Origin of the sequence: Xanthomonas massiliensis (assembly GCF_900018785.1) — a bacterium.
In the GTDB taxonomy this organism is placed as follows: Bacteria; Pseudomonadota; Gammaproteobacteria; order Xanthomonadales; family Xanthomonadaceae; genus Xanthomonas_B; species Xanthomonas_B massiliensis.
On the sequence record NZ_FCOY01000006.1, the window covers coordinates 455979 to 474847 of the forward strand.

10 protein-coding genes and 1 pseudogene are annotated in these 18869 nt (G+C 70.7%); 6 read left to right on the forward strand and 5 right to left on the reverse strand.

Annotated elements, in window-relative coordinates:
* Nucleotides 1-2: 2 nt before the first annotated feature.
* Nucleotides 3-755, reverse strand: coding sequence for a trehalose-phosphatase (otsB, locus tag BN3794_RS05185; protein WP_066094349.1), 753 nt, complete (start codon nucleotides 753-755; stop codon nucleotides 3-5).
* A gap of 187 nt (nucleotides 756-942) precedes the next feature.
* Nucleotides 943-3375, reverse strand: coding sequence for a TonB-dependent receptor plug domain-containing protein (locus BN3794_RS05190; protein ID WP_066094352.1), 2433 nt, complete (start codon nucleotides 3373-3375; stop codon nucleotides 943-945).
* A gap of 214 nt (nucleotides 3376-3589) precedes the next feature.
* On the opposite strand from BN3794_RS05190, the gene BN3794_RS05195 reads away from it, so the two are divergent.
* Nucleotides 3590-4066 (forward strand): DUF3574 domain-containing protein, encoded by a 477-nt coding sequence (locus BN3794_RS05195; RefSeq protein ID WP_066094355.1) that lies wholly within the window; start codon nucleotides 3590-3592, stop codon nucleotides 4064-4066.
* 210 nt (nucleotides 4067-4276) lie between these two features.
* Here the strand turns inward: BN3794_RS05195 and BN3794_RS05200 are convergent, their stop codons facing one another.
* Nucleotides 4277-5608, reverse strand: a complete 1332-nt coding sequence (locus BN3794_RS05200) for a TolC family outer membrane protein (protein WP_066094358.1) — start codon at nucleotides 5606-5608, stop codon at nucleotides 4277-4279.
* Nucleotides 5609-6337: 729 nt separating this feature from the next.
* Here BN3794_RS05200 and BN3794_RS05205 point away from each other — a divergent pair.
* From BN3794_RS05205 to BN3794_RS05225, 5 genes and pseudogenes are all read left to right on the forward strand, one after another.
* Nucleotides 6338-8056 (forward strand): thiamine pyrophosphate-dependent enzyme, encoded by a 1719-nt coding sequence (locus tag BN3794_RS05205; RefSeq protein WP_066094361.1) that lies wholly within the window; start codon nucleotides 6338-6340, stop codon nucleotides 8054-8056.
* A gap of 413 nt (nucleotides 8057-8469) precedes the next feature.
* Nucleotides 8470-10089, forward strand: a complete 1620-nt coding sequence (locus BN3794_RS05210) for a hypothetical protein (RefSeq protein ID WP_066094364.1) — start codon at nucleotides 8470-8472, stop codon at nucleotides 10087-10089.
* 17 nt (nucleotides 10090-10106) lie between these two features.
* Nucleotides 10107-11057, forward strand: a complete 951-nt coding sequence (locus tag BN3794_RS05215; protein ID WP_066094367.1) for an alpha/beta fold hydrolase — start codon at nucleotides 10107-10109, stop codon at nucleotides 11055-11057.
* Nucleotides 11058-11225: 168 nt separating this feature from the next.
* On the forward strand, nucleotides 11226-13811 hold the full coding sequence (clpB, locus tag BN3794_RS05220; RefSeq protein ID WP_066094370.1) for an ATP-dependent chaperone ClpB: 2586 nt from the start codon (nucleotides 11226-11228) through the stop codon (nucleotides 13809-13811).
* Between the two features lie 240 nt (nucleotides 13812-14051).
* Nucleotides 14052-15340: pseudogene (locus tag BN3794_RS05225) on the forward strand (O-acetylhomoserine aminocarboxypropyltransferase/cysteine synthase family protein).
* 55 nt (nucleotides 15341-15395) lie between these two features.
* On the opposite strand, the gene BN3794_RS05230 reads toward BN3794_RS05225, so the two are convergent.
* Together BN3794_RS05230 and ybaL are read right to left on the reverse strand one after the other, a co-directional pair.
* Nucleotides 15396-16829, reverse strand: a complete 1434-nt coding sequence (locus BN3794_RS05230; protein WP_066094373.1) for a sugar porter family MFS transporter — start codon at nucleotides 16827-16829, stop codon at nucleotides 15396-15398.
* Between the two features lie 160 nt (nucleotides 16830-16989).
* Nucleotides 16990-18714, reverse strand: coding sequence for a YbaL family putative K(+) efflux transporter (ybaL, locus tag BN3794_RS05235; RefSeq protein WP_066094376.1), 1725 nt, complete (start codon nucleotides 18712-18714; stop codon nucleotides 16990-16992).
* Nucleotides 18715-18869 lie beyond the last annotated feature (155 nt).

The following is an 18869-nucleotide window of genomic DNA, read 5'->3' on the forward strand; positions in this document are numbered from 1 at the left end:
GATCAGCCATCGGCCTGCTCCTGCAGCCAGGCGTGCACGGCGGCCACCTCGTCCAGCCCGTAGGTGGCGGCGGTGGGCAGGCGGCGGCCGACGCGCACGCTCCAGCCGCCCAGGGCGTTGGCGGCGGCGAAACCGAACTCGTCGGTGAGGTCGTCGCCGACGAACACCGGCACGCGCCCGGCGAAGGGCGGCCGGTCCATCATCGCGCGCAGCGCGGCGCCCTTGTCGCAGCCGCTGGGCACGAATTCCACGACATGGTCGCCCGGCTGCAGCCGGTAGCCCTCGAGCTGGCCGAGGTACTGGCGCGCGAACGCCTGCACGTCCGCGCCGGATTCCGGGCAGCGCCGCCAGTGCAACGCCAGGCCGGCGCCCTTGTCCTCCACCAGCACGCCCGGGTGCTGCGCGGCGAAGCGCTCGGCCTGGGCATGCAGCGCGTGCAGCGCATCGGGTACCTCGTCCGGCGGCGTGGCCTCGATCTCGGGCGTCGGTCGCAGCTGGTGGCCGTGCAGGCCGGCCGCCGGCAGCACCAGCGGGGCGAACAGGCGGTCCAGCTCGGCCAGTGGGCGGCCGCTGACCAGGGCCAGGGCGCCGTGCAGGCGCCGGTGGAGGCGGGCGAGGATGTCGCCCAGCCCGGCCGCGGGACGTACCCGGTCGGGACGATCGGCGAAATCGAGCAGGGTGCCGTCCACGTCGAGGAAGAGGGCACAGTCGGCATCCAGCAGGGGAGGATGGCCGGGGCAGGGGTCGGGAGCCATGGCGCCGACCTTGTCATGGCCGGCGTGAGAGAACGGTTATGGCGATGGTGCAGGCGATGGCGATGGTGCAGGCCGGCCGGCCATCGCGCGCGGCGGCAGGAGGCGCGTCCGCGAAACCTCCGGCCGGCCGCAGCCGTGGCCGCGGCGGGGCATCGTGCGTCGATGCCCCGCCGGCAGCGGCCGGCGATCAGAACGTGTAGCGCACCCGGCCGTACCAGTAGGCGCCGTTGCTGCCGATCGGCGAGAGCACGTCGTAGGGCAGGTTGCCGTAGTAGTAGATGTCCTGGTCGGACTTGTCCGGGTAGTTGTCGGTGACGTTGACCCCGCCCACGGCCACGCTCCACTGCGGGGTGAAGCGGTACTCGGCCTCCAGGTCCAGCTGCCACTCGGCGCCGTAGGTCTGGCGCGGGACGTAGCCGTCGCCGAAGTCGAACACGCGGGTGACGCTGCCGTAGCGGCTCAGCCGCGAGGACAGCGTCCAGCGCTCGTCGTTCCAGGCGGCCGCCAGGCCGGCGCGGGTGCGCGGGGTGGCACCGGTGAGGGTGTTGCTCTCCTCCACGCCGAACAGCACGTAGTCCGGGTCCAGCGCCAGCAGCGCCGACGGCGTGGCGACCACGTTCTTCAGCTCGGTCTTGGCGTAGGCCCAGGTGCCGGTGACCAGGATGTCGCCGCCGGCCACCCAGCCGCGCCAGTTGGCCACCAGCTCGGCACCGCGGGTGCGGGTGTCGGCGGCGTTGACGAAGAAGCTGGCGCTCTGCACGCCGGCCACGCCGAAGTTGTCCTGCACGAAGCTTGTCAGGGCGTCGCCGGTGATGTCCTCCGACAGCGCGATGCGGTCGTCGATGTCGATCCGGAACAGGTCCAGCGACAGGTCGAAGTGGTCGCCGATGCGGCTGGTGAAGCCCAGGCTGACATTGCGCGACTTCTCCGGCTTGAGGTCGGTGGCGCCGAGCGCGCGCGCGATCGGGTTGTTGACCGACAGCAGGCGGCCCTGCAGCAGCTGGCCGGCGGCGTCGTAGCCGGTGGAGGTGGCCTCGTAGCCGATCTGGCTCAGCGACGGCGCGCGGAAGTTGTTGGATACCGCGCCGCGCAGCGCGAACGCCGGGGCGAACTGGTAGCGCGCGGCGAGCTTGCCGGTCCACTGGCTGCCGAAGTCCTGGTAGTGCTCGTAGCGCGCGGCGATGTCGGTGGAGAACTTCTCGCCGAACTGGCTGGCCACGCTGGCGTAGGCGCTGGCGACCTCGCGCGAGAGGTCGGCTGCGTCCTGCGGGGTCAGCCCGCCGCCGGCCTGCGAGCCGGTCGGGCGGTCGGTGTAGGGGCCGGCGGCGTAGCTGGCCGGGTCGCCGGCGTGGGTGCGGTACTGCTCGCGCCGCACTTCCACGCCGGTACCCAGGGTGTGGCGGGTGCCGGCGGCCTCGAACACCCGGCTCAGGTCCAGGTTGGCCACGCCCTGGTCGAAGGCGTAGTCGCCGGTCTTGAAGCGGGTCGGGCTGGACGGGCCGAGCGAGGCGTTGAGCGAATCCTTCAGCCGGTAGGTGAAGTCGTTGCGGCCGTAGTCCAGGCTGGCGTCGTAGGCCCACTCGCCCCACTGCCCGCGTGCGCCGGCCACCGCCTGCACGTCGCGGTTCTCGCCCAGCGACACCGGGCGGTAGCCGTCGGGGTAGACCTCGGGCCAGTTGGCCTCGCCGTCGGGATAGCGGAAGTAGTTGGCGCCCTGGGTGTCGCGCTGGTTGTAGGTGCCGAAGAAGTAGAACTCGCTGGTGGCGCCGAACGGCAGCTTGCCGTTGATCCAGGCGTTGAGGTCCTTGGACCTGCCGTCGCCGAGCACGTAGTTGCGCTTGCCCTGCAGCGCCAGGTTGGCCGGTGTCTGCTCCCACGGCGGGATCTGGTCGTAGCCGGCGCGGTTGGTCGGCTCGCGGTTCTTCAGTTCGAAGCCGACCCGCAGGAAACCGCCCTCGTCGCCGAGCGCGGTGCCGACCTTGCCGGACAGGTAGCTGGTCTGGCCGTCGGTGAGCTCGCGGTGGATCGGTTCCACGTCGGTGTGATTGGCGCCGAAGCTGGCCTCCCACGCACCGCCTTCGGGCGCATCGTCGAGGATGATGTTGATCACCCCGGCCACCGCATCCGAGCCGTATTGCGCGCCGGCACCGTCGCGCAGCACCTCGATGCGCTTGATCGCGCTGATCGGGATGGCGTTGAAGTCCACCGGCGTGGCGCCCTTGCCGATCTTGCTGTCGGTGTTGACCAGCGCCGAGGTGTGGTGGCGCTTGCCGTTGACCAGCACCAGCACCTGGTCCGGCGACAGCCCGCGCAGCTGCGCGGCGCGCACGTGGTCGGCGCCGCCGGAGTTGGACTGGCGCGGGAAGTTGAACGAGGGCAGCAGCGCCTGCAGCGCGCTGCCCAGCTCGCCGTCGACCACGCCGGCCCGGCGGATGTCTTCGGCGGTGAGCACGTCCACCGGCGAGGTCGACTCGAGCACGGTGCGGTCGCTGGCACGGGTACCGGTGACGATCACCGTGTCCAGCGTGGCGGTATCGGCGGCGGCCTGCTGGGCCGGGGCGGGCAGCGCCAGCGCCAGGGCGATGGCGCCGCCGAGCGTGGCGGGTAGGGCGTGGTGCATCGGCTCTCTCTCCTGGGAAACCGGCCCGGCCGCTGCACACGGTGCACGGCGGGGGCCGCAAGCATCCGGGAAATGTCGGTCATATCCATCCGGATGGAGCGATATAGTATCCGCGCATTCCGTCCCGCACGAGTCGCGGGCCGTGCGTGCTCGCCATCACGCCATGCCCGATGCTCATGTACGTCCCCAGCAGCAACTTCGAGGAACCGTATCGATGAAGACGATCCGCACCCTGGTGCTGGCCGCGAGCCTGTCGCTGGCCGCCTGCGCCGGCCTGCCGCCGGCCGCCGCGCCGGCCCGTCCCACCGCCGCGCTGCAGGGCGATGCCGCCCGCCCGGCCGAGGCGCACGGCTGGGTGCGCAGCGAGCTGTACTTCGGCGTCGGCGAGGAGAGCGGGCCGGCCGATCGCCCGCAGACCGAGCGGATCGGCGAGGCGCAGTGGCGCGCGTTCCTCGACAAGGAGGTCACGCCGCGCTTTCCCGACGGGCTGACCGTGTTCGACGCCTACGGCCAGTGGCTGTTCCGCGGTGCCGCCGAGCCCAACCGGCTGGCGACCAAGGTGCTGGTGATCCTGCACGAGGACACGCCGCAGTGGCGCAACGACATCGAGGCGATCCGGCTGGCGTGGAAGCAGGCCACCGGCCACCAGTCGGTGCTGTGGTCGCGGCAGGCGGTCGAGGTGTCGTTCTGAGCCGGCACCGGCGCCGGGCAGGCGCCCCGGACGCCCGGATGCACCGGCCCGCGCCCTCCGCGGCGAACGACCGTCCGGTGCGTGCGTCCCGTATCGGCCGGGACATGGCGGCGACGCATGCGCGCCTGCCCACCGTTGGCCAGCGGGCGCCTTGGCGCGAGCGAACGCGCCGGTGCGGAGCGCGTCGCCGGCGTGCGGTCCCGGCGGCCTTCAGCTCGCCGGATTGTCCGTCAGCCAGCGGTTGATCTCCTCCAGGTCCGACGGCGCCAGCACGCCGGCGGCCTGCTTGAGCGCCAGCAGGTTGAGCACGAACTGGTGGCGCACGCTGGAGTACTGGCTCTGGGCGTCGGCCAGGGTGCCGATCGCCACCACCAGGTTGGTCAGGCTCTGCGTGCCGATCTCGTAGCCCATCTGCATCGAGCGCGTCGAATCGCGCGCGGCGACCGTCGCCTGGCGGGCCGCTTCCACCTGCGCCACGCCCTGCTCGAGCGCCTTGTAGTAGACGCGTACCTCGTATTCGGCCTGGCGCCGGGCGATCTCCAGGGCATCGGCGGCGGCATCGCGCTGGGCCAGCGCCTGGCGGACCTGGGCATGGGTCAGGCCGCCGCTGTACAGCGGCAGGCTGACGACCAGGCCGACCGCGGCCGCATCGCGGCCGTAGCTGGGGTCGCTGGCCGAGCGCGTGTACCAGGCCCCGGTGCGGCCATAGCTGAAGCTGGCCGATAGCGTGGGCAGGTGGTTGCCGCGCGCGGCGGTCACCGCGTGCTCGGAGGCGCGCAGGTCCGCGTTGCCGGCGCCGATGTCCGGGCTGTTCTGCTCGGCCAGCGCCACCCATGCGTCGGCGTCGCCCGGGTCGGGCATGCGCATGGGGAAATCCTCGCGCAGCGTGGCCAAGGCCGCGGGCGGGCGGCCGACGATCTTCGCCAGGGCGCGCCGCGCGGCCTCCAGGTTGTTCTCCACGCCGATGCGCTGGGAGCGGATGCTGAGGTAGTAGGCCTTGGCCTGGTTCATGTCGACCTCGGCCGACAGGCCCTGCTCGAAGCGCACCCGGGTCTGTTCGTATTCGCGCCGGTAGGCGTCCTCGTAGGCCTCGTAGGTCTTCAGGTTGTCCTGGCCGACGAGCACGTCGAAGTAGGCCTGGGCCACGCGCATGTACAGGTCCAGGCGCGCCGCGCGCAGGCTCTGCTCGCCGGCCGCGGCGGAGTCCCGCGCCTGCCGCAGGGTGGCGATGTCGGGCAGGCTGAACAGCGTCTGGGTCACCGTGCCGCCGAGGTCGCGTTCGCGCTGGTGGCCGAGCCGGTCGTCGAGGTCGCCGCCGCGGGCGTCGGTGAACTGCTGGGTCAGCGTGGCCTGCGGCAGCAGCGCCGAACGGCTGATCGCCACGCCCTGGTCGGTGGCGCGCTTGGTGGCGTCGGCCTGGGCCAGGGTGGGATCGTTGGCCACGGCCAGGCGCAGCATGTCCATCAGGTCTTCGGCATGAGCGGGAGCGGCGCCCAGGGCGCAGGCGAGCACGAGGGAAGCGAGCGGCAGGGAGGTCTTCATGGCGTCCTGTACGGCGGAGGATGCGCTGCAGGACGCAGGTACCGTGCCAGCGGCCGGCTGCCCGCGCCGCGCCTGCCTCAGGGGGAGGCCCGATGCCGCACGCCGGCCGGTCGTGTTGCCGCAAAGGAGCGCTTCGAAGTGGCGGCCGAGATCCCCTGGCGGGGCACACGAAGCCAGGAGCCACGAGGCTTCGCGCGGCGTCCCGGTCGGGATCTTGCGGCCGGCGGTGGCACGGCATCGCGCGCGGGCATCCGGCCCGGGCCCGGATGGGGCCAAGCGGGCCGGGCCTATCGCCCGGGGAATCCCGTCCGATTCCGGATGTCCGATGTCCGCAAGCGGACGTCCGCGGCATCGGCGGCGGACAGCGCCGGGCCGCCCGGTACGCGATGCATGGCTCGGCCGCGGGCGTGGGCGGGGGATCGGGAAGGGTGGCCGCCGATGCCTGCCCGGAAACCGACGGCCAGACGCCGGGGGACATCCGCGATCTTGGCCGGCGACCTTGGCCACGGAGGGCTGGCCACAGGTCGTGGCGGCGCGCGGGCTCGCGAACGCGCGTGATGCGCAGGTCCTCGCCGGCAAGGTTGACCGCCCGCGTCCGGGGCAACACTCGCCTGTGCCGCCCCGTGCCGCCCCGTCGCCGGGCGGCGTGAACGCCGGCCTCACCGGACATGGACGCCGGGCTTACCTGGCCCGGCCTAGGTTGTCGGTTCTCCCCACGGAACCACCACCATGGCCAAGCGCGTTGCCGAGATCGTCGTCGAAACCCTGCAGGCCGCGGGCGTCAAGCACTGCTACGGCATCGTCGGCGACACCCTGAACCACGTCACCGACGCCATCCACAAGAGCGAGATCGAGTGGATCCACGTGCGCCACGAGGAGGTGGCCGCCTTCGCCGCCGGCGCGGACTCGCTGGTCGGCGGCAACCTCACCGCCTGTGCCGGGTCCTGCGGACCGGGCGGGCTGCACTTCATCAACGGCGTGTTCGAGAGCAACCGCAACCGCGCGCCGATGGTGCTGATCGCCAGCCAGGTGGTGACGCCGGAGCTGGGCATGGAGTTCCCGCAGGAGGTGGACTTCAAGGCGGTGTATTCCAGCTGCAGCGTGTTCTGCGAGCAGGTGTACAGCCCCGAGCAGGCGCGTCGGGTGGTGGCGCTGGCCTGCCAGGCTGCGATCAGCCGCCGCGGCGTGGCGGTGGTGATCCTGCCGGCGGACATCAGCCGCGCCGAGGTCAAGCACGACCTGCCGTTCTCGGTGCACTACGCGCAGCCGGTGCTGCGTCCGTCCGATGCCGAACTGCAGCGCATCGCCGAGCTGCTGGGCAAGGCCGTCAAGATCGGCATCTACGCCGGCGCCGGCTGCGAGCACGCGCACGACCTGCTGGTGCAACTGGCGGCCAGGCTCAAGGCGCCGGTGGCGCACACCTCGCGCGCCAAGGATTTCGTCGAGCACGACAACCCGTACAACATGGGCATGACCGGGATCTTCGGCATCGAGTCCGGCTTCCACACGCTGATGGCCTGCGACACGCTGCTGCTGCTCGGCGCGGACTTCGCCTGGGGCCAGTACTACCCGGACAAGGCGACGATCATCCAGGTCGACCGCGACGGCAGCCATCTCGGTCGTCGCCATCCGGTCGAGCTGGGCGTGGTCGGTGACATCGCGCCGACGCTGCAGGCACTGCTGCCGCTGCTGGCCGAACGCGAGGACACCGCGTTCCTCGACGAATGCATCAAGCACCGCGACAAGGCGATGGAAAAGCGCGCCAAGGAGGAACAGCCCGGCGAGGGCGAGCTGATCCACCCGCAGCACCTGACCGCGCTGCTCGACCGCCATGCCGCCGACGATGCGCTGTTCACCGCCGACGGCGGCTCGCCGATGGTGTGGCTGCTGCGCCACATCCGCAGCAACGGCCGCCGCCGCACCCTCACCAGCCTGCTGCACGGCACGATGGCCAACGCGATGCCGCAGGCGCTGGGATTGCAAAAGGCGTTCCCGGGCCGGCAGGTGATCTCGCTGTCCGGCGACGGCGGCCTGGCGATGCTGCTGGGCGACCTGCTGACCGCGGTGCAGGAGAAGCTGCCGATCAAGGTGGTGGTGTTCAACAACAGCTCGCTGAACTTCGTCGAGCTGGAGCAGAAGGTCGAGGGCCTGCTGGACAACTACACCGACCTGCTCAACCCGGACTTCGGCCGCCTGGCCGAGGTGATCGGCTTCCATGGCCGCACGGTCACCCGCCCGGAGGAGCTGGAGGCGGCGGTGCAGGACTTCCTGGCCCAGCCGGGCCCGGCGCTGCTCGATGCGCATACCAGCCCGACCGAACTGGTGATGCCGCCGGAGGTGGAGTTCTCGCAGGTGGCCGGCACCGCGCTGTATGCGGTCAAGGCGCTGCTCGGCGGCCGCGCCGGCGACGTCAAGGACCTGCTGGCGGACAACTTCCTGAAGAAGTGATCCTGGCGGGTGCGGGAATGTTTCGACGCGAGCTGCAGGAGCGACTTCAGTCGCGATGGGCTTTGCCGGTACCTGATTGGCACCAACCGTCAGTTGTCGCGCCAATCGACCGTCGTCCCCGCGAAGGCGGGGACCCAGCGACTTGAGCCTGTGCCGCGGCAAGGCACTGGATCCCCGCTTTCGCGGGGATGACGTCTGGTAGAAGTGCAGGGACTGACACTCGACGCCAACTCAGGTACCGGCAAGGCCCATCGCGAAGAAGTCGCTTCCACGGCAGTTCCGGCGCCGCTGTGATCGATTCGATCCCGGTACCCCTGAACACGCCGGCATGCGTGTCGGGCGAGTGCCGGCATGGATAGGCAGCGGCATCGGGCCGGCCTAACATCGGTTTCTCCCCCGCTCATCCCGCCCGCATGCCCATTTCATCCACTGCGCCCGCACGCCCGCGCTGGTTCGTCGCCGGCGACCTCAACGGCTTCTTCGGCCTGGTCGTCGACAACCTGTCGATCCTCGGCTTCATCGCCATGGCGCTGGTGGGGATGTTCCAGTTCCCGGCCGACGTGGTGTTCGGGCGCATGTTCCCCGGCACCGCGCTCGGCGTGCTGGTCGGCAACCTGCTGTACACGCTGATGGCGCGGCGGCTGGCCGCGCGCACGGGGCGCGAGGACGTCACCGCGATGCCGCTGGGGCTGGACGCGCCCACCAGCATCGGCATGGCGCTGCTGGTGCTGGGGCCGGCGTTCGCCGCGTTCAAGGCGCAGGGGCTGGAGCCGCAGGCGGCGGCGCTGGCGACCTGGAAGCTGGGCATGGCCTCGCTGGTGGTGATGGGCGTGCTCAAGCTGGTGCTGTCGTTCTTCGGCGAGGCGGTGACGCGGGCGCTGCCGCGCGCCGCGCTGCTGGGCTCGATCGCCGGCATCGCGCTGGTGCTGATGGGTTTCCTGCCGCTGGTGGAGGCGCTGCGCTCGCCGGTGGTCGGCCTGGTCACGCTGGGCCTGCTGCTGTACGTGCTGGTCGCCAAGGGCCGGCTGCCGGTGAAGCTGCCGGCGGTGCTGGTGGTGTTCGTGTTCGGCACTGCGCTGTACTACGGCCTGGGCCTGCTGGGCCTGGGCGCGCCGGGCTTCGCGCTGCCGGCGTGGACGCCGCCGCAGGTGGTGGTGCCGTGGCCGAGCCTGGGCTTCGTCGAAGGGCTGCCGGCCACCGTGCCGTACCTGCCGCTGCTGCTGCCGTTCGGCCTGCTGATGGTGGTCGGCGGCATCAACGTCAGCGAAAGCGCGCGCGCGGCCGGCGACGACTACCGCACCCGCGACATCCTGCTGGTGGAGGCCTTCGCCACGCTGGTGGCCGGCGTCTGCGGCGGCGTCGCCCAGACCACGCCGTACATCGGCCAGCCCGCCTACAAGCACATGGGTGCGCGCAGCGGCTACACCCTGCTGACCGGGCTGTTCGTCGGCATCGGCGGCATGCTCGGGGTGATCTCCGGGCTGGTGCAGTGGCTGCCGCTGGCGGTGCTGGCGCCGATCATCGTCTACGTCGCCATCGACATCACCACGCAGGCGTTCCAGGCCACGCCCAGGCAGCATGCCGGGGCGATGGTGCTGGGCTTCCTGCCGTCGGTGGCCTACCTGCTGGCGATCAAGGCGCCGGGCTGGATCGCCCCCGACAAGCTCGCCGAGCTGAGCACCGCGCTCGATGGCCAGGGCCTGCCGGAACTGGCGGTGATCTTCGCCCTGGGCAATGGCTTCATCATCACCGCGATGCTGTGGATCGCCGCGGTGGCGGCCATGGTCGACGGCCGCCTGCGCCGTGCCGCCGGCGTGCTGCTGGTAGCCGCCGGGCTGACCCTGTTCGGGCTGATCCACTCGGTCGATCCGCGCGGCGGGATCTACCTGCCCTGGCAGCTCCAGGGCGTGGCGCGGGTCATCAGCTGGCAGTTCGCCGGCGCCTACGTGGCGCTGGCGGCGATCATGGGGCTGCTGTCGCTGCAGCGCACGCCGGCATCCGGCGACGTTCCCTCGATGGGAGAGCGGACATGAGGCATGACGGGATTCGGATGGCTTCGCGCCGCCTGCGCGGGTTGTGGATGGTGGTGCTGTGGCTGCTGGCCAGCGGAATCGCGCAGGCCGCCTCGCCGGTGCACGCGCCGTGGTGGACGGACCTGCCGCAGATGAAGACCACGCAGGTGTACGGGCAGACCATCCGCTACTACGACGTCGGCCAGGGCCCGACGCTGGTGCTGCTGCACGGGCTGGGCAGCAGCGCCGGCTTCGACTGGGGCACAGTGATCCCGGAGCTGGCCAAGCACTACCGGGTGCTGGCGCCGGACCAGCTCGGCTTCGGCGCTTCGGCCAAGCCGCTGATCAACTACGGCCCGGCGACCTGGGTGGACATGCTCGGCGGGTTCCTGCGCGAGCGCGGCGTGACCCGCTTCGACCTGGCCGGGGAGTCGCTGGGCGGCTGGATCGCTGGGCTGTACGCGGTGCGCGCGGGGCAGGCGGGATACCCGCTGCCGCAGCGGCTGGTGCTGGTCGATGCCGCCGGCCATCCGTCGATGAAGCCGGTGCCGGGCCAGGCCGGTACCGCCGCGGTGCTGCCGGTGCTGTCGCGCGATTCGGTGCGCGAAGGGCTGTCGCGGTTCGTCTTCCACGATCCGGGCATCGTCACCGCCGAGGTGGCCGAGCAGGCCTTCCGCGCGCGCCTGGCCGAGGGCGCGCAATACACCCAGGACAGTTTCTGGAAGAACCTGGGCGGGGACGATTCGGTGTTCCTCGACCGCCCGGCGTTGGCCGGGCTGAAGCTGCCGGTGCTGGTCGTGTGGGGCGCGCAGGACCGGCTGGTGCCGCTGGCCAACGGCCGCGACTTCGCCGCCTGGATTCCCGGGGCGCGGCTGGCGCTGGTCGCCGATGCCGGGCATGGGCCGGCCATCGAGCAGCCGCAGGCCTTCCTGCAGGTGCTGCTGCCGTTCCTGCAGGCCGAACCGCAGCCCGGCGAAGTGCCGCGATGACCGGGCCGTCACGCCGCCTGCGCCCGGCGCCGGCTAGGCTCGGCGCGGTTGGAAGGGCTGGCCTGGCCGGTTTTCCCGTCTCATCGGGGCTTGAAACTGGCCGGGGCGCGCCCATCTGAAGGGCAGACCAGCCGGCCATCGCCGGCCTTGATTCGAGGATTCAACCCCATGCGAATGGACAAGCTCACCTCGCGTTTCCAGCAGGCGCTGGCCGACGCGCAGTCGCTGGCCGTGGGCCGCGACAACAACATCATCGAGCCGGTGCACGTGTTCGTGGCGCTGCTGGACCAGTCCGGCGGCAGCACCCGGCCGCTGCTGACCCAGGCCGGCGTCAACGTGCAGCTGCTGCGCGAGCGCCTGGACCAGGCGCTGGACGCGTTGCCCAAGGTCTCCGGACAGGAGGGCAACCTGTCCATCGGCAACGACCTCAACCGCCTGCTCAACCTCACCGACAAGCTGGCCCAGCAGCACGGCGATGCCTTCATCGCCAGCGAATGGTTCGTGCTGGCGGCGGTGGAGGACAACGGCCCGCTGGGCCTGGCGCTGCGCGCGGCTGGCGCCGACAAGAACAGGATCACGGCCGCCATCGACAAGATCAGGGGAGGGGAAAGCGTGCAGTCGGAGAATGCGGAAGACCAGCGCCAGGCGCTGGAGAAGTATTGCGTTGACCTCACCGCGCGTGCCGAGAGCGGCAAGCTCGACCCGGTGATCGGCCGCGACGAGGAGATCCGCCGCACCATCCAGGTGCTGCAGCGCCGGACCAAGAACAACCCGGTGCTGATCGGCGAGCCCGGCGTGGGCAAGACCGCCATCGTCGAGGGCCTGGCCCAGCGCATCGTCAAGGGCGAGGTGCCGGAAGGGCTGCGCGGCAAGCGCGTGCTGGCGCTGGACATGGGCGCGCTGATCGCCGGCGCCAAGTTCCGCGGCGAGTTCGAGGAGCGCCTGAAGGCCGTGCTCAACGACCTGGCCAAGAGCGAGGGCCAGATCATCCTGTTCATCGACGAGCTGCACACCATGGTCGGCGCCGGCAAGGCCGAGGGCGCGATGGATGCCGGCAACATGCTCAAGCCGGCGCTGGCGCGCGGCGAGCTGCACTGCATCGGCGCCACCACCCTGGACGAGTACCGCAAGTACATCGAGAAGGACGCCGCGCTGGAGCGCCGCTTCCAGAAGGTGTTCGTCGGCGAACCGACGGTGGAGGACACCATCGCCATCCTGCGCGGGCTGAAGGAGCGCTACGCGGTGCACCATGGCGTGGAGATCACCGACCCGGCGATCGTCGCCGCCGCCACCCTGTCCAACCGCTACATCACCGACCGCCAGCTGCCGGACAAGGCCATCGACCTGATGGACGAGGCCGCCAGCCGCATCCGCATGGAGATCGATTCCAAGCCGGAGGAGCTGGACCGCCTGGAGCGGCGGCTGATCCAGCTCAAGATCCAGCGCGAGATGCTGAAGAAGGAGCACGACGAGGCCTCCAAGAAGCGCCTGGCCGACCTGGAAAGCGAGATCGACAAGCTCGAGCGCGAGTTCTTCGACCTCAACGAGGTGTGGAAGTCGGAGAAGGCGCAGCTGCAGGGCGCCACCAAGATCAAGGAACAGATCGAGCACGCCAAGGTCGAGCTGGAGGCCGCCCAGCGCCGCCAGGACTACAACAAGATGAGCGAGATCCAGTACGGCGTGCTGCCGCAGCTGGAGAAGCAGCTGGCCGCGGCCAACTCGGTGGAGCACCGCGAGTTCAAGCTGGTGCAGGACCGGGTGACCGAGGAGGAGATCGCCGAGGTGGTCAGCCGCTGGACCGGCATCCCGGTGAGCAAGATGCTCGAGGGCGAGCGCGACAAGCTGCTGCGCATGGAGGACGTGCTGCACGAGAAGGTGGTCGGCCAGGAGGAGGCCATCCGCGTGGTGTCCGACGCGGTGCGGCGTTCGCGTGCCGGCCTGGCCGATCCCAACCGTCCGTCCGGCTCGTTCCTGTTCCTGGGCCCGACCGGCGTGGGCAAGACCGAGCTGTGCAAGGCGCTGGCCGAGTTCCTGTTCGACAGTAGCGATGCCATGATCCGCATCGACATGAGCGAGTTCATGGAGAAGCACTCCGTGGCCCGCCTGATCGGTGCGCCTCCGGGCTATGTCGGCTACGAGGAGGGCGGCTACCTGACCGAGGCGGTGCGCCGCCGGCCGTATTCGCTGATCCTGCTCGACGAGGTCGAGAAGGCGCATCCGGACGTGTTCAACATCCTGCTGCAGGTGCTCGACGACGGCCGCCTGACCGACGGCCAGGGCCGCACGGTGGACTTCCGCAACACCGTCATCGTGATGACCTCCAACCTCGGCTCGCACCAGATCCAGGAGATGGGCGGCGACGACAGCGCGGAGGCCTATACCCAGATGAAGGCCGCGGTGATGGGCGTGGTGCAGGCGCACTTCCGCCCGGAATTCATCAACCGCCTGGACGACATCGTCGTGTTCCACCCGCTGGACAAGGTGCAGATCAAGGAGATCGCCCGCATCCAGATCCGCGGGCTGGAGAAGCGCCTGGCCGAGCGCAACCTCAAGCTGGCGTTGTCCGACAAGGCCTACGAACTGCTGGGCAATGTCGGCTTCGACCCGGTCTACGGCGCGCGCCCGCTGCGCCGCGCGATCCAGAACCAGCTGGAGAACCCGCTGGCCCAGCGCATCCTCGCCGGCGAGTTCGTCGGCGGCGATACCGTCAAGGTCGATGCCGAGAACGGCCAGCTGGTGTTCCACAAGGGCTGACCGGCCGACCGCGGCATTGCCGTCGGGCTTCAACCGGATCCCCGGGCCTTCCAGGCCCGGGGATCTTCGTTTCCGGCGGCCGGCACCACAGGTTCCCGCCGGGTCCGGCGCGCCCGCGAAGCCGCCTCATGTCGCCCGCGCATGAGTTCATGGCGCGGCGTCATCGGCCGATCGCGCGGGCGGGCGTCCACGCCGGCCGCGGCCGTCCTATTGTCGGGCCTCCGATGTGGGAGCCCGCGCATGACCGATCAGACCTGGAAGCCCGAGACGCTGGCCGTGCATGCCGGCTATTCGCCCGACCCGACCACGCACGCGGTGGCGGTGCCGATCTACCAGACCGTGGCCTACGCCTTCGACAGCGCCCAGCATGGCGCCGACCTGTTCGACCTGAAGGTGCCGGGCAACATCTACACGCGGATCATGAATCCGACCACGGACGTGCTCGAGCAGCGCGTGGCGGCGCTGGAGGGCGGCATCGGCGCGCTGGCATTGGCGTCGGGACAGGCGGCGATCACCTACGCCATCCAGACCATCGCCGAGGCCGGCGACAACATCGTCTCGGCCAGCGCCCTGTACGGCGGGACCTACAACCTGTTCGCGCACACGCTGCCGCAGTTCGGCATCCACACGCGCTTTGCCGACTACCGCAAGCCGGACGCGTTCGCCGGCCTGATCGACGCGCGCACCAAGGCGGTGTTCGTCGAATCCATCGGCAATCCGCTGGGCAACGTCACCGACATCGCCGCGGTGGCCGAGGTCGCCCATGCTCACGGCGTGCCGCTGGTCGTTGACAACACCGTGCCTTCGCCGTACCTGCTGCGGCCCTTCGACTTCGGCGCCGACATCGTGGTGCATTCGCTGACCAAGTACCTGGGCGGGCATGGCAACAGCCTCGGCGGGGCGATCGTCGATTCCGGGCGGTTCCCGTGGGCCGCGCACAAGGCGCGCTTCCCGCGCCTGAGCGAGCCGGACGTGAGCTACCACGGCGTGGTCTACACCGAGGCGCTGGGCCCGGCGGCCTACATCGGCCGCGCGCGGGTGGTGCCGCTGCGCAATACCGGCGCGGCGCTCTCGCCGTTCAATGCGTTCCTGATCCTGCAGGGCATCGAGACCCTGGCGCTGCGCATGGAGCGCATCAGCGCCAACGCCCTGGCGGTGGCGCGCCACCTGCAGGCCCATCCGCGGGTGGCGTGGGTGGCCTATGCCGGCCTGGAGGACCATCCGGAGCATGCGCTGGCACGCAAGTACCTGCCGCGCGGCGCCTCGGGACTGCTGACCTTCGGCCTGCCCGGCGGGCGCGAGGCCGGCGCCCGCTTCCTCGACGCGCTGCAGCTGTTCACCCGCCTGGTCAACATCGGCGACACGCGCTCGCTGGCCACCCATCCGGCCTCGACCACCCACCGCCAGCTGTCGCCGCAGGAACTGGAGCAGGCCGGGTGGGCGAGGACACCGTGCGCCTGTGCGTGGGCATCGAGCACATCGACGACCTGCTCGCCGACCTGGACCGGGCGCTGGCGGCGGCCGCCTGACGGTGGATCACCCCGCGCGGCGCGGCGAGTGCCGCGCCCTCGTGCCCGGGCCGGCTCAGGCCGCGTCCAGGCTGTGGCGATCCTTCAGGTAGGCCTCGATCTTCTCCAGCGACTTGCCGCGCGTCTCCGGCACGAAAGCCACCACGAACAGCAGCGAGAGCACGTTGATCGCGGCGAACACGAAGAAGGTGCCGTAGCCGAAGCGATCCAGCAGGATCGGGAACAGGAACGAGACGACCGAGGTGAAGATCCATTGGATCGCCACCGCCAGGCCGGTGACCAGCCCGCGCGCGCGCAGCGGGAACAGCTCGGACATCAGCAGCCAGTACACCGGCGCGATCAGCATCTGCATGAAGAACAGGAACACCAGGATGCAGCCCAGCGCCAGGTAGCTCTGCAGGGGCGAGGCGGGCACCCACTGCAGCACCGCGCCCAGCGAGAGCTGGGTGACGATCACCGCGCACAGGCCGGTAATCAGCATCGGGCGACGGCCGTGTCGGCCGATCTGCCAGATGCCGAGCAGGGTGGCGATCACCGCCACCACGCCGTTGCCGATGGTGGCCGTCAGCGCGGCATTGGTGCCCAGGCCGGTGGACTTCAGGATGATCGGGGTGAAGTACATGAAGGCGTTGACGCCGGTGAACTGCAGCACGAATCCCAGGCCGATGCCGATGCCGAGCACCACGCGGATCCAGCGCTCGCCGACGATGTCGCGCCAGCGCGCCTGGGCGTGCTCGGCCTCGTTCTCGGCGGTGATCTCGGCCAGTTCGCGCTCGACCTGGGCCGGGTCGTGGCGGATGCGGTCGAGCACCCCGCGCGCATCGTCCACGCGGCCGCGCGCGGCCAGCCAGCGCGGCGAGCCGGGCACGAACAACAGCCCCACCCACAACAGGACCGCGGGGATCGCGGCCAGGGCCAGCATGTAGCGCCAGATGCCCGGGTGGTCGGAGGCGTGCGCCAGCACCGCGTTGCAGACGTAGGCCAGGCACTGGCCGCTGACGATCATCAGCTCGTTCTGGGTGACCAGCCGCGAGCGCCTGCCGGGCGCGGCCATTTCCGCGATGAACACCGGCACCACCGCCGAAGCGCCACCCACGCCCAGGCCGAGGACGAAGCGCATCGCCACCATGACCTCCACGTTGGGTGCCAGCGCGGTGCCGAACGAACCGATGACGAAGATGACGGCCACGCCCTTGAGCGTGTCGCGACGGCCGTAGGTCTCGCTGAAGTGGCCGCTGAAGAACGAACCGAACGCCGCGCCGAACACCAGCGCGGAGGCGACCAGGCCCTCGGTGAAGGGCACCAGGGACAGGCCGCCGTGGGCCTTGTCCTGGGTCATGAAGGGCAGCGCGCCGGAAATCACGCCGGTGTCGTAGCCGAAGGCCAGCGCGCCCATCGTGGCGATGATCGCGATCAGGCGCAGGAAGCGGCTTTCGGGCGTGGAGGCGTGCGGGGCGGGGGTAGGGGGAAGAGGCGAGGAATTGTGCATGGGCCGGGGTCAGGAATCTCCGGTTGGGGAAACGGGAACGGATGCGGGCGTGGATGCCCGGCACGGATGGGGCGACGCGAGGGCGGCCGCGGCGATGCCGCGGCGGACGCTCACCCGGGATCGAGGGGATCAGACGCGCCGCATGATGCGCCAGCGCGCATCAGGGCGACGTGGAGGGCGCCGGGTGCGGCGCCGGCGGCGTGCCGATGCGCATGGCCCGATACGGCGGCGTGGACATGACCATCTCGGCGAGCGAATACGCCAGCTCGCGCTCGGCCATGACCGTGCCGTCGGCGCCGTGCTCGAGCAGATGGCGGACCTCGCCATCGCTGTGCGCGCGCGCCAGCAGGGTCAGCGTCGGGTTCAGGGCGCGCAGCTTGGCCAGGGCCTCGCCGGCGACCAGCGGTTGCGGGATGGCCAGGATCGCGATCTTGGCCCGTTCCGGATGCGCCTCGGCCAGCACCGCATCGGCGGCGGCGCTGCCGCGGATCGCCGGGATGCCCGCCGCGTGCGCCTTGGCGACGTGCTCGCGGTTGTCGTCGATGGCCAGCACCGGCACGCCGCGCTCGCGCAGCACCTGGGTCAGTTCGCTGCCGACGCGGCCGTAGCCGATCACGATGGCGTGGTCGTGCAGGTCCAGCGACGGGCCGGGCGGCAGTTCCGGTTCGGCCGGTGCCAGCGGTTCCACGCGATGGCGCGCCATCCAGCGGTCGAGCAGGCCGAACACCAGCGGGTTGAGCATGATCGAGATCAGCGCGCCGGCCAGCACCAGCGCCTGGCCCTGCGCCGGCAGGATCTTCAGGCTCACCCCGAGGCCGGCGATGATGAAGGCGAATTCGCCGATCTGCGCCAGCGAGGCGGAGATGGTCAGCGCGGTGCCCTTGGAATGGCCGAACGCGCGCACGATGAAGAACGCCGCCGCCGACTTGCCGAGCATGATGATCGTCACCGTGCCCAGCACCTGCCAGGGATGCGCGATCAGGATGCGCGGGTCGAACAGCATGCCCACCGAGACGAAGAACAGCACCGCGAACGCGTCGCGCAGCGGTAGCGAGTCGTTGGCCGCCTTGTGGCTGAACTCGGACTCGTTGAGCAGCACGCCGGCGAAGAACGCGCCCAGCGCGAAGGACACGCCGAACAGCAGCGCCGAGCCGAACGCCACGCCCAGGGCGATGGCCAGCACCGACAGGGTGAACAGCTCGCGCGAGCCGGTGGCGGCGACCTTCTCCAGCATCCACGGGATCACCCGGCGGCCGACCAGCAGCATCACCGCCACGAACAGGCCCAGGCGCACGAAGGTCCAGCCGATGCTGGCCAGCACGCTGCCGACGCTGTGCTCGGCCTGCCCGGCGGCATCGCCGAACAGTCCGGCCAGCACCGGCATCATCACCAGCGCCAGCACGCAGGCCAGGTCCTCCACGATCAGCCAGCCCACCGCGATCTTGCCGCGCTGGGTCTCCAGCAGGCGCCGCTCCTCCATCGCCCGCAGCAGCACCACGGTGGAGGCGGTGGCCAGCGAGAAGCCGAACACGATGCCTTGTACCGTCGGCCAGCCCATCATTGCTGCCAGGCCCCAGCCCAGCAGCGTGGCGACGATGATCTGGCCGATCGCGCCGGGGATGGCGATGGCCTTGACCTCCAGCAGGTCGCGCAGCGAGAAGTGCAGGCCCACGCCGAACATCAGCAGCATCACGCCGATCTCGGCCAGCTGGTTGGCCAGGTGCTGGTCGGCCACGAAGCCGGGCGTGAACGGTCCTACCAGCACGCCTGCGACCAGATACCCCACCAGCGGCGACAATTTCAGCTTGTTGGCGGCCACGCCCAGCGCGAAGGCGAGCGCCAGGCCGACGGCGATGATGTCGATGAGGCTGGAGTCGTGGTGCATCGAGGATCCGGGGGGAACGGGGTTCGAGTTTCGCCGATCGTCGTGCGCTTGCGCAAACCGCGCCGCCCTGGAGGCGCCGCCAAGGATGCGGAAAATGGCGGAAAAAAAGACCCCGGCGCATGGCCGGGGTCGGTGGATCACGCCTGGTGGCGCCG

Coding starts and splice junctions, on each gene's coding strand:
- otsB (WP_066094349.1), bottom strand. CDS start 755: ATGGCTCCCGACCCCTGCCCCGGCCATCCTCCCCTGCTGGATGCCGAC.
- clpB (WP_066094370.1), top strand. CDS start 11,226: ATGCGAATGGACAAGCTCACCTCGCGTTTCCAGCAGGCGCTGGCCGAC.
- BN3794_RS05205 (WP_066094361.1), top strand. CDS start 6,338: ATGGCCAAGCGCGTTGCCGAGATCGTCGTCGAAACCCTGCAGGCCGCG.
- BN3794_RS05215 (WP_066094367.1), top strand. CDS start 10,107: ATGGCTTCGCGCCGCCTGCGCGGGTTGTGGATGGTGGTGCTGTGGCTG.
- BN3794_RS05210 (WP_066094364.1), top strand. CDS start 8,470: ATGCCCATTTCATCCACTGCGCCCGCACGCCCGCGCTGGTTCGTCGCC.
- ybaL (WP_066094376.1), bottom strand. CDS start 18,714: ATGCACCACGACTCCAGCCTCATCGACATCATCGCCGTCGGCCTGGCG.
- BN3794_RS05195 (WP_066094355.1), top strand. CDS start 3,590: ATGAAGACGATCCGCACCCTGGTGCTGGCCGCGAGCCTGTCGCTGGCC.
- BN3794_RS05230 (WP_066094373.1), bottom strand. CDS start 16,829: ATGCACAATTCCTCGCCTCTTCCCCCTACCCCCGCCCCGCACGCCTCC.
- BN3794_RS05190 (WP_066094352.1), bottom strand. CDS start 3,375: ATGCACCACGCCCTACCCGCCACGCTCGGCGGCGCCATCGCCCTGGCG.
- BN3794_RS05200 (WP_066094358.1), bottom strand. CDS start 5,608: ATGAAGACCTCCCTGCCGCTCGCTTCCCTCGTGCTCGCCTGCGCCCTG.